Origin of the sequence: Streptomyces sp. TRM68367 (genome assembly GCF_014495685.1) — a bacterium.
Lineage (GTDB): Bacteria > Actinomycetota > Actinomycetes > Streptomycetales > Streptomycetaceae > Streptomyces.
Genome location: NZ_JACTVI010000004.1, coordinates 207,947 through 221,332 on the forward strand (window position 1 = coordinate 207,947; position 13,386 = coordinate 221,332).

13 protein-coding genes and 3 pseudogenes are annotated in these 13,386 nt (G+C 71.8%); 4 read left to right on the forward strand and 12 right to left on the reverse strand.

Features of this window, described 5'->3' with window-relative positions; translation table 11 throughout:
- Positions 1–108: 108 nt before the first annotated feature.
- Positions 109–888, forward strand: a complete 780-nt coding sequence (locus tag H8R17_RS05015) for a hypothetical protein (protein WP_187821892.1) — start codon at positions 109–111, stop codon at positions 886–888.
- On the opposite strand, the pseudogene H8R17_RS46360 reads toward H8R17_RS05015, so the two are convergent.
- Positions 848–1,171: pseudogene (locus H8R17_RS46360) on the reverse strand (sugar phosphate isomerase/epimerase and 4-hydroxyphenylpyruvate domain-containing protein); the annotation flags it as partial. The gene H8R17_RS05015 and the pseudogene H8R17_RS46360 overlap by 41 nt on opposite strands.
- Positions 1,167–1,275 (reverse strand): annotated as a pseudogene (locus H8R17_RS05020) (shikimate dehydrogenase); the annotation flags it as partial. The pseudogenes H8R17_RS46360 and H8R17_RS05020, both read right to left, overlap by 5 nt.
- Positions 1,276–1,377: 102 nt before the next feature.
- On the opposite strand from H8R17_RS05020, the gene H8R17_RS05025 reads away from it, so the two are divergent.
- Entirely contained in the window at positions 1,378–2,043 is a 666-nt protein-coding gene (locus H8R17_RS05025) for a TetR family transcriptional regulator (RefSeq protein ID WP_187821893.1), read from the forward strand.
- A 258-nt stretch (positions 2,044–2,301) separates the two neighbouring features.
- Here H8R17_RS05025 and H8R17_RS05030 read toward each other — a convergent pair whose 3' ends face one another.
- Positions 2,302–2,739: a PPOX class F420-dependent oxidoreductase gene (locus H8R17_RS05030; protein WP_187821894.1), complete on the reverse strand. Its 438-nt coding sequence runs from the start codon at positions 2,737–2,739 to the stop codon at positions 2,302–2,304.
- Positions 2,740–2,875: 136 nt separating this feature from the next.
- Between H8R17_RS05030 and H8R17_RS05035 the strand changes: the two genes are divergently transcribed.
- The gene (locus H8R17_RS05035; RefSeq protein ID WP_187821895.1) at positions 2,876–4,108 is read left to right on the forward strand and encodes a serine hydrolase; all 1,233 of its coding nucleotides are present in this window, start codon (positions 2,876–2,878) and stop codon (positions 4,106–4,108) included.
- A gap of 61 nt (positions 4,109–4,169) precedes the next feature.
- Here the strand turns inward: H8R17_RS05035 and ribA are convergent, their stop codons facing one another.
- Positions 4,170–4,829, reverse strand: coding sequence for a GTP cyclohydrolase II (gene ribA, locus H8R17_RS05040; protein WP_187821896.1), 660 nt, complete (start codon positions 4,827–4,829; stop codon positions 4,170–4,172).
- A gap of 42 nt (positions 4,830–4,871) precedes the next feature.
- On the opposite strand from ribA, the pseudogene H8R17_RS05045 reads away from it, so the two are divergent.
- Positions 4,872–5,618: pseudogene (locus H8R17_RS05045) on the forward strand (creatininase family protein); the annotation flags it as partial.
- Here H8R17_RS05045 and H8R17_RS46365 read toward each other — a convergent pair.
- The 8 genes from H8R17_RS46365 to H8R17_RS05080 form a co-directional block, all read right to left on the reverse strand.
- Positions 5,504–6,940, reverse strand: a complete 1,437-nt coding sequence (locus H8R17_RS46365; protein ID WP_262505020.1) for a lysylphosphatidylglycerol synthase domain-containing protein — start codon at positions 6,938–6,940, stop codon at positions 5,504–5,506. The pseudogene H8R17_RS05045 and the gene H8R17_RS46365 overlap by 115 nt on opposite strands.
- On the reverse strand, positions 6,937–7,935 hold the full coding sequence (locus H8R17_RS05050; RefSeq protein ID WP_399476292.1) for a trans-aconitate methyltransferase: 999 nt from the start codon (positions 7,933–7,935) through the stop codon (positions 6,937–6,939). The genes H8R17_RS46365 and H8R17_RS05050 overlap by 4 nt, the downstream gene beginning before the upstream one ends.
- 74 nt (positions 7,936–8,009) lie before the next feature.
- A complete protein-coding gene (locus H8R17_RS05055; RefSeq protein ID WP_187821899.1) occupies positions 8,010–9,221 on the reverse strand; it encodes a glycosyltransferase family 4 protein in 1,212 nt (403 codons plus the stop codon).
- Positions 9,218–9,616 carry a 6-carboxytetrahydropterin synthase gene (locus tag H8R17_RS05060; protein WP_187821900.1) on the reverse strand — a complete coding sequence of 133 codons (399 nt, stop codon included), beginning with the start codon at positions 9,614–9,616 and terminating at the stop codon, positions 9,218–9,220. Before H8R17_RS05060 ends, H8R17_RS05055 begins: the two co-directional genes overlap by 4 nt.
- Before the next feature lie 137 nt (positions 9,617–9,753).
- Positions 9,754–10,014 (reverse strand): hypothetical protein, encoded by a 261-nt coding sequence (locus H8R17_RS05065; RefSeq protein ID WP_223124637.1) that lies wholly within the window; start codon positions 10,012–10,014, stop codon positions 9,754–9,756.
- Positions 10,015–10,288: 274 nt separating this feature from the next.
- Positions 10,289–12,475, reverse strand: coding sequence for a SpoIIE family protein phosphatase (locus tag H8R17_RS05070; protein ID WP_316959310.1), 2,187 nt, complete (start codon positions 12,473–12,475; stop codon positions 10,289–10,291).
- 346 nt (positions 12,476–12,821) lie between these two features.
- Complete coding sequence (locus H8R17_RS05075) at positions 12,822–12,974, reverse strand: hypothetical protein (RefSeq protein WP_187821901.1); 153 nt, start codon at positions 12,972–12,974, stop codon at positions 12,822–12,824.
- Positions 12,975–13,197: 223 nt separating this feature from the next.
- Positions 13,198–13,335, reverse strand: coding sequence for a hypothetical protein (locus H8R17_RS05080; RefSeq protein WP_187821902.1), 138 nt, complete (start codon positions 13,333–13,335; stop codon positions 13,198–13,200).
- Positions 13,336–13,386: the final 51 nt, after the last annotated feature.

Consider the following 13,386-nt stretch of genomic DNA (forward strand, 5'->3'; position numbering starts at 1 on the left):
CGGCGAGCCGAGTGGCTCCCGCTCGAGGCCGACATGCGCCGGGGGGCGGCGAGGCTGCGCCCCACCCGCAGTTGTCACCCGCTGCCAGTCGCGTCAGAGTCCCCGCTGATGGAGATCGACAATCTGACCGCGGCCGAACTGCGGGTGTGGCGGGCCTACCCGCGCGGAGAGGCCGTGGACTTCCGCGCCGCGGGGGACGACGACCCCGCGGAGGGCACCGGCTGGGGACCGGAGCGGACGCTGCGCGCCGCGGTGCTCAGGGCGCTGCTCGTCGGCGCCCCGCAGGAGGACGGCGAGATACCCGTACTGAAGGTCGCCGGGGCCCGGATCGCCGGGTCGCTGAACCTGATGTACGCGGAGATCGACCATGCCGTCCGCCTGAGCCAGTGCCGCTTCGACGAGGCCCCGAAGCTGTACGGCTCCCGGCTGCGCCAGCTGAACCTGGCCGGCTCCGCGCTGCCCGGCGTGAGCCTCGGCAGCACCCGCGTGGACGGTGTGCTGCGGCTGACGGAATGCCGGTTCCAGGGGCCGGTGCGGCTGGGCGGAGCGCAGATCTCCGCGGCGCTGTTCATGGAGCGGGCGCGGATCGCCGCCCCGGACGCCCAGGAACCGGCGCTTCAGCTCAACCATGTGACCCTAGGCGACGACCTGTGGGCACCCGGGCTGCGCGTCCACGGCCTGACCCGGCTCAACGGCGCCACCGTGGCCGTCTCGGTGAACCTGGAGGACGCCGAGTTCGTCCGCCGCGGCGGGCACGTCATCGTCGCCGAGGCGCTCAACGTGGGCGCCAACGTGCTGGCGCGGCGGCTGCGTGCCGATGGCCGGGTCGGCCTGCGCGGCGCCCGCATGCGTGGACGGTGTCGTCCGTGGGGGCCGCCCCGACGGTGAGGGCGATCCGGACGCTGCCGTCGGCGTTGGGCTGGGTCAGGGCGAGGTGGTCGATGCGCCGCACGTCCGTGGCCGCAGCGGTGTGCTCGACGTCCGTGAAGTCCGCCCGCCAGCCGGGGAGTCCGGGCCGGTCCGCGGCATGTCCGGACCGGTCCGTGGCGCAGAAGAACAGCTCCGTGCCGTCGGGGGCGGCGACCGCCTCCAGCGGGGCGTCCTCGGGTGCGCGGCGGCGCGGCAGTACCGGTGCCAGCAGGGCCTCGGCGCGCCGGGCCGCGCCCGCCGGGGGGCGAGCGCGTCCAGGTGCTCGGTGACGAGCTGCTTGCACGGGTGCGTGATGTTGAGCCCGTCGAAACCGAGATCGCGCGCGGCGCGCACCAGGTCGCCCACTCAGCATCGCGGACCTACGGAAAAGACCGGGCCGGGACTCGCGGGCCTGCTTCTAGAATCACCGGCACCGGCACCGCGCCCGAAGGAACCCGAAGGAACCCGATGCCCAGCGTCGAAGAACCGGCACGCCCCGGCGAGCGCATCCGTGACGCCGCCCGCACCCGGGCCGAGATCCTCGACGCCGCGACACAGGAGTTCGCCCGGGCCGGCTACGACGGCGCCCGCGTGGACGAGATCGCCGCCCGCACCCGCACCACTAAGCGGATGATCTACTACTACTTCGGCGGCAAGGAGCAGCTGTTCACGGCCGTGCTGGAGCGGGCGTACGGCGTGATCCGCGAGGCCGAGCAGCGGCTCGACGTCGAGCACCTGGACCCGGTGGCGGCCATCCGGCGCCTGGCGGAGCTGACCTTCGACCACCACGAGCAGCACCCCGACTTCATCCGCCTGGTGAGCATCGAGAACATCCACGGCGCCCGGCACATCGCGGCCTCCGAGAAGCTCGGCCGGATCGGCTCGCCCGCGCTGGACGTGATCCGCCGCATCCTGGCGTCGGGACAGGAGTCGGGCCTGTTCACGGCCGGCGTCGACGCCGTCGACCTGCACGCGATGATCAGTTCCTTCTGCTTCTTCCGGGTCGCCAACCGGCACACCTTCGGCGCGCTGTTCGGCCGCGACCTGGTCGACCCGGCCCAGCGGGAGCGCTACCGCACCATGCTGGGCGACATGGTGATCGCCTACCTGACGGCGGAGCGGGCCGCGGACTGAGCGCCGCGGAAATCTTCGGCGCACCGCCTTGACGTCTGCCGAAACAGCGGCGCAACATCCCTGGCCAACCGCTCAAGAGCCAACCAGTGAGTTCATTAGTGCCCGTCCCCTGATCGGCGGCCCCCTTCCCGAGGATCCTGATGGGCCTGCCGACGTTCCTCATCGGCTGTCTGCCGACCCGCGCGCAGATCGGCACGCTCGCGCCGGTGCTGCTGGTGTCTCCGCGGACGGACGCCACGTACCGGTTTCCATGCGCCGCTAGCCCTTCGGAATCCCGTAGGCCCGCTCGACATGGAGCCGTAGCACGAGACGGCGGTCGCGGACCATGGCCACGCGGAAGTCGTCCCAGTCGGGGTGCTCGCCCTGGACGTCGCGGTAGAGGCGGATCAGTTCCTCGACCGTCTCGTCGTGCGGGTCCTCGGCGACGGGTGAGAGGTCGGCGGTGCCCTCGGCGACGGTGTAGGCCCATCGGTCGGGGGTGGTCACGTGGTAGGAGGCGCGGGGGTCCCGGCGCAGGTTGCGGGTCTTGGCGCGGTCGTCGGTGAGGGAGACGCGGATGACGCGCTCGTCGGGGTAGTAGGCGTGGCTGACGTTCGACAGCTGGGGGCGGCCGTCGCGCTTGAGGGTGACCAGTACCCCGCCGTGGCTCTCGGCGAGCAGGGTGAGCAGTGTGTCCCGGGTGGCGTCCTGAGTCATGCCTCGGTCAACCGGCGGGAGGAAGCGCTCATTCCCGAAGGCGGCCGTTCGCCTGTTCCCGCGCGACGATGAGGTCTGAGGCCCGCCGAGCGGGGTATGCCGGACGTCACCTCGACGAACGCGACGGAGGCACGCGATGGCACAGCTGCGGCAGGAGATCGACCCGGATGAGGCCGGGCTGGATCCGAAGGCGCTGGACCGACTGGACCAGCACCTCGCCCACCACGTCGACGACGGGCGCCTGCCCGGCTTCGTCGTGGCCGTGGCCCGCGGCGGACACGTCGCCCACCTCACCACGCACGGCCGGCGCGACATCGCGGCCGGCCTCCCCGTCGAGGCCGACACGCTGTGGCGGATCTACTCCATGACCAAGCCGGTCACGGCGGTCGCCGCGCTGATCCTGGTGGAGGAGGGCCGGCTCTCGCTCGACGACCCGGTCGCCCGCCACCTGCCCGCCTTCGCGGACCCGCGCGTGTACGTCAGCGGCTCGGGCGCCGATGACCTGACGACCCGTCCGGCCACCGGGCCGATACTCGTCCGGCACCTGATGACCCACACCGCGGGCCTGACCTTCGGCTTCTACCACACGCACCCGGTCGACGCCCTCTACCGCGCGGCCGGCCTGGAGTCGTCGGTGCCGCCGGGCGCGGACCTCGCCGAGACGATCGAGGTGTACGCGAGCCTGCCCCTGCAGTTCGAGCCGGGCACCCAGTGGAACTACTCCGTGGCGAGCAACGTCCTGGGCCGGGTCATCGAGGCGGTCTCCGGGCAGCCGCTCGACGTGTTCCTCGCCGAGCGGGTCTTCCGCCCGCTCGGCATGCCCGACGCCGGATTCCAGGTACCCGGCGAACAGGCGGTCCGGCTGGCCGAGTTGTACGGCGAGACCGGCGACGGCGGTATCGAGCCGATCCCGGGGCTGCCACTGCGGGGCCGGCCGCGGTTCCTGTCCGGCAGCGGCGGCATGGTGGCCTCGGCGTACGACATGCACCGCTTCATGGAGCTGCTGCGCCGCCGCGGGGAACTCGACGGCGTCCGCCTCCTCACCCCGCAGACGGTGGACCTGATGACCGCCAACCAGCTCCCCGGCGGCGCCGACCTGCGCGCCTACGGCAGCCGCCCCGCCCACGACGAGTCCGGCAACGACGGCGTCGGCTTCGGCCTCGGCGTGTCCGTGGTCATCGACCCGGCCCGCACCCTGGCCCCGTCCGGCCTCGGCACCTACGGCTGGAGCGGCGTGGCGACGACGACGTTCTGGGTCGACCCGAGCCGCGACCTGACGGTGCAGTTCATGACCCAGGTACGGCCCAGGACCTCGCACACGATCTTCCGGGACCTCAAGACGCTGGTCCACGAGGCCGTCACGGACTGACCGCGGGCCTCACGGCTGCGGCCCCGGCACGGATACCGGGGCCGCTCGCGACGTACCGCGTTCAGGACCCGTGTGCGACCGCGTCCAGGTGGGGCAGGTGGTGGTCGAGGCGCTCCCGCTTGGTGCGCAGATACGTGATGTTGTCGTCGCACGGCGGGATCAGCAGCGGCACCTGCTCGGCGACCTTGATGCCGTGGCTGAGCAACGCCTCCCGCTTGCGCGGGTTGTTGGACATCAGGCGTACGGACTTCACGCCCAGGTCGTCCAGGACGCGGGCGGCGACGCCGTAGTCGCGGGCGTCGACCGGCAGGCCGAGGGCGAGGTTCGCCTCGACGGTGTCCAGGCCCTCCGCCTGCAGGGCCATCGCGCGCAGCTTGGCGAGCAGGCCGATGCCACGGCCCTCGTGCCCTCTCAGGTAGACGACGACACCGGCGCCCTCGGCGGCGACGGCGCGCAGCGCGGAGGCCAGCTGGTCGCCGCACTCGCAGTGCTGCGAGCCGAACGCGTCGCCGGTCAGGCACTCCGAGTGCAGCCGGGTGAGCACGTCGTCGGTGCCGATCTCGCCGTAGACCAAGGCCACTTGTTCGTCGCCGCGGTCGTGATCGAGGTAGCCGACCGCCTGGAATTTCCCGTACATGGTGGGCAGCGGGGCATTCACAACGCGTTCCACACCGGTGCGCTGCGCGGACTTCGCGCCGAGTACGCCAATTTTTTCTGTCATCATTCTTTGAGTTCCTAAGCAGAGACGAAAGGCCGTGAGGAAATGAGTGGTTCGGGGACGCGGTCGGCGGCATACGGTCTGGTGCCGGCGGACACCACTGAAGACGTACGGACGCGGGGGGCGGGCGTCTCACGACAGGTCGCTGTTCTTCCGGTCGGGAGCTTCGAGCAGCACGGCCCGTACCTGCCGCTGGCGACCGACACGCTGATGGCGTGCGCGATCGCGCGGGAGGTCGCCGCGGCGTACCCGGTGCACCTCCTTCCTCCGGTGACCATCTCCTGCTCGCACGAGCATGCGGCCTGGCCGGGGACCGTCAGCATCTCGTCGGTGACCCTTCATGCGGTGATACGGGACATCACGGCTTCGCTCCGCCGGTCGGGCGTCGACGCGCTGGTGCTGGTCAACGGGCACGGCGGGAACTACGTCCTGGGCAACGTCGTTCAGGAATCCTCCGCCCGCGGCGAGCGGATGGCACTGTTCCCGGCCCCGGAGGACTGGGAGGCGGCCCGGGAGCGGGCGGGTGTGGTCACCTCGCTGCTCACCGACATGCACGCGGGGGAAATCGAGACCTCCGTCCTTCTGCACGCTCATCCCGAATTGGTCCGACCCGGTTATGAGACCTCCGATTTCGTCGCGGACGACCGGCGTCAACTGCTCGCCCTCGGTATGTCCGGCTATACCGATTCGGGTGTCATCGGCCGTCCCTCAAGGGCTTCCGTGGAAAAGGGGAAGGAACTGCTGGCGAGCCTGGCGGATTCCTTCGGTGCGTATTTCTCGGTGCTGACGTCCGCGGACGGTACGGCGGCGGCCGGGGACGAGCGCGGGTAGTGCCCGTCGGGCGCGTGATGGCGTTTCGGGCCGGGTGCAACGGTCCGGGACCCGGCGCGCAGGCCGGTGCACCAGCGGGCGGCCAGGACGAGGACACCTGGCAGACTGGCCACCAGGCTGAGCACGCCGTACACCACGGCGACCGCGAGCCCGCTGCTCGCGCCGAGTCCCGCGGCGCCGAACGCCCAGACGGTGACGCCCTCTCGGGGGCCCCAGCCGCCGACATTCAGCGGCAGGCCCATCGCGAGCAGCGCGAGCACGGCCAACGGCAGCAGCACGGCCACGGAGGCGGTGGCCCCGGCGACGCGGGCGGCGACCACGAACATGGTGATGTGCCCCGCCAGGACGACGACGGACGAGACGAGGATCCCCGGCCAGTTACGGCGGGACAGCAGCCCCTCCCGCGCCTCGCCGAACCTCGCCCGCAGGTCACGGCCCCGCCGCGCGGGCGCCCGGTTCATGCGCACGGCGACGACGACCGCGAGCGCGCCCAGCGTCGCGAGTGCGACGAGCGGGATCGCACCGCGGACCTCGGTCAGCACCGGTGACGGCATGGTCAGCAGCACCACGGCGCCGATGGCGACCAACGCGACCTGTCCGGCGGCCCGTTCGAACACCACCGCCTTCACGCCGCGGCCCATGTCCCCGGTGCTCTGCCCGTGCCGCACCGCCCGGTGCACGTCGCCGAGGACGCCGCCGGGCAGCGCCGCGTTCAGGAACAGAGCCCGGTAGTAGTCGGCCACGGCCGGCCCCAGCGGCAGCCGGATCCGCAGCCCCCGCGCCACCAGGGCCCACCGCCACGCGCTGAACACCGTGGTCACGATCCCGATCCCGACCGCCGCGAGCAGCGTCACTGCGTCGATCCGGCGCAGCCCGTCCCGCAACACACCGGTCCCCATGCGCCACACCAGCACGGCGAGGATGACGACACCGGCGACCGTACCGATGTGGGTACGGAGCTTGCGGTCCCCGAGCCGGGAGAACAGGCGGCGGGCGCGGCAGGGTGGTGTGGCGGGGGTGGACTGGGCAGGTGGATACGGGGTGTTGGAATCGGCCGGCGCGGAGAGGTGCGGGGCGCCGCGGTCGCTCACGCGGGGCTGCGTGGACGGGTCCTCAGTCGCCGAGGGGCCGGGTGCGCGGGCGGGCGGAGTGCCGGGGGCGTGGGGGTTCGGGGTGCCGGGTACGCGGGGCCGTGTGGTGGCGCGGCGTTTGCGGGTGCCCGCGCGGACGGTGGCCCGTACCGTGCGCGGTCGCGCCTCCGCTCCCACCGTCTGCGCGCTCATGCCGCCCCGCCCGTCGGGCGGCACAGGGCGAGCAGGTCGCTGTGGTGGACGACGGCGCTCAGCTCGCCGGCCGCGCAGGCGGCGAGGCGTTCCTCCAGGTAGCGGTCGGCGCGCTCGCGCAGGTCCGGGCGCTGTTCGACGGCGGCGCCGACCCAGCCGCGCAGCCACTGCGCGGTGAGCGCGGATTCGGCGGGCCCGAGCCGCCAGGAACTCGGATGCACCCGTACCGTCGCACCACGCTCCGAAAATGCCTCGCACGCCGCCGTGACCGCGTCCGGTCCGAGCAGGTCTCCCCGGCGCTGGTGGGCGTTGAAGGCCTCGGCGATCTCCGCGTCCAACGGGTGGGAGGGGGTGAGGTCCACGCGTCCGGCCACGGAGAGCGTCAGCAGGGCCGGGCAGCCGGCGCCCGCGCACGCCGCGGCGAGGGTGTCGATCTCCTCGCGGGTCAGCACGTCGAGCAGCGCCGAGGCGGTGACGAGGGACGCGCCGCGCAGGACGTCCGGGGTGAGCCGGGCGACGTCACCGCGCCGCGTCTCGACGGTGACCCGGCTGCCGTCGGCGGCCGAGCGCGGGGAGGCGACGGCGGCGAAGTGCAGCAGGTAGGGGTCGCGGTCGTGCAGGACCCATTGCTGGGCGCCGTCGAGCAGCGGCGCCAGCCAGCGGCCCATCGAACCGGTGCCGCAGCCCAGGTCGTGCACGACCAGCCCGTCGGCCCGGCCCGGCAGGTTGGCGAGCCGGATGCGCAGCGGGTCGAGCAGGTCGTGCGCCCGCGCGGCGGCGTCGGGGCCCTCCCGCAACTGCAGCCACTCGGGCGCGTACCGCGGCGGTTCCTCGCCCTCGGCCTCCCCCGTTTCCCCTGTTTCCCCGGTTTCCCGCAGCTTCAGCGTGGCCCACTCACCGGGACGCAGCGCGGGCCCGGCACCCGGGATGACCGACTGCGCGGCGGGGGTGGCAGCCGTAGCCACGGCCGTCGCGCTCCACTCCGCCGGCGGCATCGGCATGTCCGTGGTGTTCCGCGGACCGGGCTGCGCCGGAATGCGCCCGCCCTGCTGTGTCGTCGCCGTGTTCCTCATGCGGCCCTCCGGGGTTCGCTGGGCAGCCGGCGCAGTACTCCGGCCAGGCTCTGTGCTGTCGTCGCCCAGCCGTCCAGGGCGGCGCGGCGGCGGCGGGCGGCGGCCTTCAGTCGGCGCCGTACGTCCGCCTCGCCGAACCAGCCGCGCAGTTCGGCGGCCAGGGCGGCGGGGTCCTCCGGCGGGACGAGGATGCCGGGCACGCCGCCGTCGAGGGCGCGTCCGACCGCCTCCGGGAGGCCGCCGACGTCCGTCGCCAGCACCGGGATGCCGCGCGCCAGCGCCTCCGTCACCGCCATGCCGTAGGTCTCGGCGTAGGAGGTGAGGACCATGAGGTCGGCGGCGGCGTAACGGGCGTCGAGGTCGGCGCCGGCCTTGGGTCCGGCCAGCTCCAGCCGGTCCCGCAGGCCGTACTTCGCGATCAGTCGCCGCAGGTGCGCGACGTACTCGGGATCCTGTTCCAGCGAGCCGACGCACACACAGCTCCACGGCAGGTCGGTCACCGTGGCCAGCGCCTCCACCAGCCGGTGCTGCCCCTTGCGCGGGGTCACGGCGGCCACGCACAGCAGCCGGGACACGCCGTCGGTGCCGGGCGCGAGGGGCGCGATGTCGGCGCCGGGGGCGGCGATGTGGACGCGGTCGGGGGCGAGGCCGTGGTGGGCGACGAGGCGGCGGGCCGCCCAGGCACTGGTGGCGATCACCTCCGGGACCGCCCGCAGCACCGTGCGCTCCCGGGCGTCCAGGTCGGCGGCCACGGCGGGATCGAGCCCCGTCTCGTCGCCGAGCGGGAGGTGGACGAGGACGGCCATGCGCAGCCGTTCGGTCTCCGGCACGACGATCTCGGGGACGCCGCACGCCACCAGACCGTCCAGCAGGACGACCGTGCCGTCCGGCAACTCCCGCAGTTTGCGGGCGAGTTCCGTCCGGGCGTCCGCCTCCGGCCGGGGCCAGTCGCCGTCCACGAGCTGCTTGTGCACCTGCCAGCCGAAGCCGGGCAGGTGCAGGCTCACCCGCCGGTCGTAGGCGTTGCCGCCGCTCGGCGTGGCCAGGTCGTCGACGCCGGCCGGCATCACGAAGTGCACGGTACGCAGGGACCTGGGGATGATCTCGGCGTTCTTCAGGGCGGTGTGCTGCACGGGCACATAGCCCAGCGTCGCCCGCTCAGTCGTCGTCGGGGCCTGCCCGGCCCGTTCGATGGTCGTGTCGGTCACAGCGCACGCTCGTAACTCGCCCAGGCGATGTGCGACTCGTGCAGGGTGACCGTGAGCCCCGCGATGCCCTTGGCGCCCTCGCCCAGCGCGCCCTTGTGGATGCGCTCGGTGAGCCGGTCGGCGATGACCTTGGCGAGGAACTCCGTGGAGGTGTTCACACCGGCGAAGTCGGGCTCGTTGTCGAGGTTGCGGTAGTTCAGCTCGCTGACGACCGCACCGAGCTCCTGGGTCGCCAGACCGATGTCTACGACGATGTTGTCCTCGTCCAGCTGTTCGCGCCGGAAGGTCGCGTCCACCAGGAACGTGGCTCCGTGCAGGCGCTGCGCGGGTCCGAATACCTCGCCGCGGAAGCTGTGGGCGATCATGATGTGATCGCGGACGGTGATGCTGAACAACGGACGACCCTCCAGGTGCGGCGCGTCTGCTCCCCGCTGATCGCTGCCGGGGATGCCGTGTAGTACGGCTCTTTGCCTTCCCTTGTTCAGCCGCCGGTACCTCTTTTCTCAGGTCAGACACCCCGTGTCGTTTGAGGTCAAGCGGCATGGGGTGAGGGCTGGGCGTGGTGTGACCACGCGGTCGCTTCGTCGTAGAGGGTTCGGGTCTTGAGGCAGCCGTGGAGGATGCCGACGAGCCTGTTGCCGAGCTGACGCAGTGCGGGGTTGTAGTCGACGTCGCGGGCGCGTTGCTTGTCGTAGTAGCGGCGGGCTCCGGATGAGGCGTTCAGGGCGGAGAACGCCTGGGTCTGCAACGCGTCGAGGCGGTCCCACGGGCCGCGGTCGGTCTCGATGCTCACCACCACCTCGCCGGGGTCGAGGGAAGATGATGTACGACTGCCGCCGCGGCGAATGCGGCCTGTGCAGAGTTCTCGATACTCGACGTGGCCGGCAAGGTCGACCACCGGGACGTGTTCCTCTCGGAACGTCAACGCCGACGGCCGAACGATGTGCGCGTGCGCCTCCCGCGTCGCAGGAGCCTCCATCGCCATCGACTGCTGAACACACCAAGCAGCCCCGGGGCCCCGGCCGGGCGCCTGCCCGGATAACTGTTTCGAGGGACACTGACTGCCGCTACGCGAGAACGCTTGTGCGCCCAGGTTCCCCGGAGGCATGCGCAAGCGGGAGGTCCTGCTCCGTCCAGATGCACTTGCCGTCCTGGAGATAGCGGGCGCCCCAACGCCGGGAAAGGGCGGCAATGAGTTGCAGGCCGCGTCCGCCTTCGTCGGTGTAACTGGCGTGGCGGATGCGGGGGGTGGTGAGGCTGCCGTCGTAGACCTCGCATATCAGTGAGCGGCTGCGCAGCAGGCGCAGGCGGATGGGGCCCTTGGCGTGCCGGACGACGTTGCCGACCAGCTCGCTCACAAGTAGCTCCGTGGTCAGCGCGAGATCGCCCAGCCCCCATGTGTCGAGCTGTTTGCCGATGTATTCGCGGGCCTGTCCGGCTGCCCGGGGATCGTCGGGAAGGCTGCAGGAGGCGACATCACGGGCGGCGGCGCACCGGGTATGGACGACGAGGAGGCCGGCGTCGTCATTGGTCTGCCCCTGGTCGGGCAGCAGAGCCGAGACGACCCTATCGCACAGCTCCTCCAGGCATCGGACATCGTCGTCCTCGTCAGCGGCCTCGAAACAGGCGGTGTGGGCCGTGCCCTGGGAGAGGATCTGCCGCAGTTGAGCGAGTCCCTGGTCGACGTCGCGGGTGGCGGATTCGATGAGCCCGTCGGTGCACAGGACGACAAGGCTCTCCTCTGGCAAGTGCAGTTGGTGAGTGGCGAAGGGCGGGCTGGCGGCCCCCAGCGGAGGGTCGGGGGTCCAGTCGGGGCTGTGTACGGTGCCATCGGGGTGGACGACGACCGGCGGGGGGTGACCGGCCAGGGAGTACGTGCACGTGCGCGCGACGGGGTCGAAAATGGCGTACAAGCAGGTGGCGTAGAAGTCCTCGCCAAGCTCGGAGACCAGGTCGTTGAGACGGCTGAACAACTCGTCGGGGGGCATCTCCAGGTCGGCGAGGGTGCGTACGGCGGTACGCAGCCGACCCATGATGGCCGCCTCGGTGATGCCGTGCCCCATGACGTCGCCGATCACCATGGCGACCCGGTCGGCGGACAGCGGAATCACGTCGTACCAGTCGCCACCCACTTCCTCGCCCCGGCCCGCGGGCAGGTACCGGGCGGCGGCGCTGGCGGCGGGCAGGCGGGGCAGCGTCCTGGGCAGCAGTCCACGCTGCAGTTCCTGGGCCCGGGCGTGCTCCAGGTCATAGAGGCGGGCCCGCTCAACGGACTGACCGACCAGGCCGCTCAGAGCCGTCAGCAAGGTGCGCTCCTCGTCGCTGAAGGAACGCGGCTCACTGAAGGACACCACACACAAGCCGACGGCGCGTCCGGAGGCCATCATGGGCAGCAATGCCCACGCTTCCTTCGGTGACGCCTCGTGCAGATGCCTCAGCGTCGGATAGCGTCCGGAAGCCTCGGCCGTCGACTCGATGAACCGAGGAGTACGAGTTTCCACCACATCGTGGAAAGAGGCATGGGCGGCGAGCGGGATCCCGTCGACCAGTCTGAGGAATTCCTGCGGATATCCGGCGGCGCCGACGACATTCAGGCGGCCGCCTTCCAGCATCTGAAACACCAGCCCGTCGGCACCGAACGGGGGCAGGACGAACTCAGCCACTGCCTGCACAACGTCGTGGGAGGTTACGGCCTCAGCCAGCGCGGCGGTCAGCTCACCCATGCGTACAGATCGCTTGGCCCCGGCCACCGGACCAGGGCCGCGCGACGTGGCCGCCCCGCTGCTTAGGCGCGCACCGGCCCACGCCGCCAACGCATGCAGTAGGGACCGTTGCGCCTCATCTGGCTCACCGGGCCCTGCCGTGAGCACGGACAGCACACCGACCGGCCCATCGGCGCCGGGGAGAGGCATTGCCGCCGTGCCGGCCGCGCCGATCCCCAGGCTGTCCCCGGCAACGCAGACGAAGGCACCACGCCGCACGGCGTGCGCGGGCGCCACGTCCTGCTCGTCGGGCAGATCCGCCCACTTTCCCACGCCTGCCCGGGCAAGCCCACTGGCCGCGACCAGGCGCAGCCGACCGGCGGCAGGATCATGCCGGTGCACCAGGGCGCCCAGGCCGTCCAGGCATGTCGTCGCATGGTGGAGGACGAGGTCCAGCGTCTCCGTGACCGGCGCTCCTTCCCCCCAGGCGTCTTCGCCAGGGGCTGCCGGGGAGCCGAACAGCAGCAGCTCGGGCGGCTCTGCGTCGCTCACGGGGCCAGCCTTGTCAGCCGTCACCGCGCCTCCTGCTCACCCGCACACAGTGGGGGCGGTGAAGCCTCCACCGCTAAACAAATCGGTCATACCACCTATATTGGCAGTATTAGTGCTACTCAGCAGGCCGCCCCCCGTTGTGTTCGTCGCGTTCGGGGGGCTTTGTCGTGCCCAGATGCGTCTCCGGGCGTCCGGACGCGGATGCCCGGACGTCGGCGGATGTCCGGACGCGGACGCACGTCCGGATGCCGGGGTGTCCGGAGGCGGGTCACACGGATGTCCGGACACGGCGCCGGGTGGCTTTGGTGATCGGCTGGCCCCGCCGCAGGGCCCAATGGAGCTGCCGTCAGCCGAAGCGAACCAGGCTGGCGACGAGGAGGACCAGGGCGACGACGACGGTCGCGATCTTCTGCTCGCGCGGCAGGTCCACGAACCGCATCCGCCCCACCTCAACGATCTCGTCGGGCCCGTGGAACTCGTCGCGGTGCGCGGCGCGCACGGCCCGCGCCTCGGCCTTGGTAGCGGCGGGCTCGGTCGCCCCGCACAGTTTTGCACCGGTACTCGAACATGGCGGGCCCCCTCACTCGCGCATCGTTGTTGCTCATGATGCTCGACTCGGCGCGCGGCAGACCCATGATTGCCCTCTCTCACTATTCGAAATCTGGGGCGACTGGCGGGCGAGGCGTTGGACAAGCGGATCGAGAGTGAGCGTTCGCGTTCGATTACTCGTTGTCGAGGCGGTCGATGGACCATGCCGACGGGCCGCGCTTGACGTCGTTCACCCACCGGTAACCGCGCTCGACGTCCTCGCGCGTCCACCCCTCGGGGACCTTCCGGCCCCTCCATCCGCCACTCTTCACCCCCGGAGAATTACGGAGAGTGGGCGGAGAAACGCGCAGGTCAGGCGCTCT

Bases quoted from the DNA above. Each gene is read 5' to 3' on its own strand.
- H8R17_RS05015 (WP_187821892.1), top strand. From the start codon at position 109: ATGGAGATCGACAATCTGACCGCGGCCGAACTGCGGGTGTGGCGGGCC.
- H8R17_RS05025 (WP_187821893.1), top strand. From the start codon at position 1,378: ATGCCCAGCGTCGAAGAACCGGCACGCCCCGGCGAGCGCATCCGTGAC.
- H8R17_RS05030 (WP_187821894.1), bottom strand. From the start codon at position 2,739: ATGACTCAGGACGCCACCCGGGACACACTGCTCACCCTGCTCGCCGAG.
- H8R17_RS05035 (WP_187821895.1), top strand. From the start codon at position 2,876: ATGGCACAGCTGCGGCAGGAGATCGACCCGGATGAGGCCGGGCTGGAT.
- ribA (WP_187821896.1), bottom strand. From the start codon at position 4,829: ATGACAGAAAAAATTGGCGTACTCGGCGCGAAGTCCGCGCAGCGCACC.
- H8R17_RS46365 (WP_262505020.1), bottom strand. From the start codon at position 6,940: ATGAGCGCGCAGACGGTGGGAGCGGAGGCGCGACCGCGCACGGTACGG.
- H8R17_RS05050 (WP_399476292.1), bottom strand. From the start codon at position 7,935: ATGCCGCCGGCGGAGTGGAGCGCGACGGCCGTGGCTACGGCTGCCACC.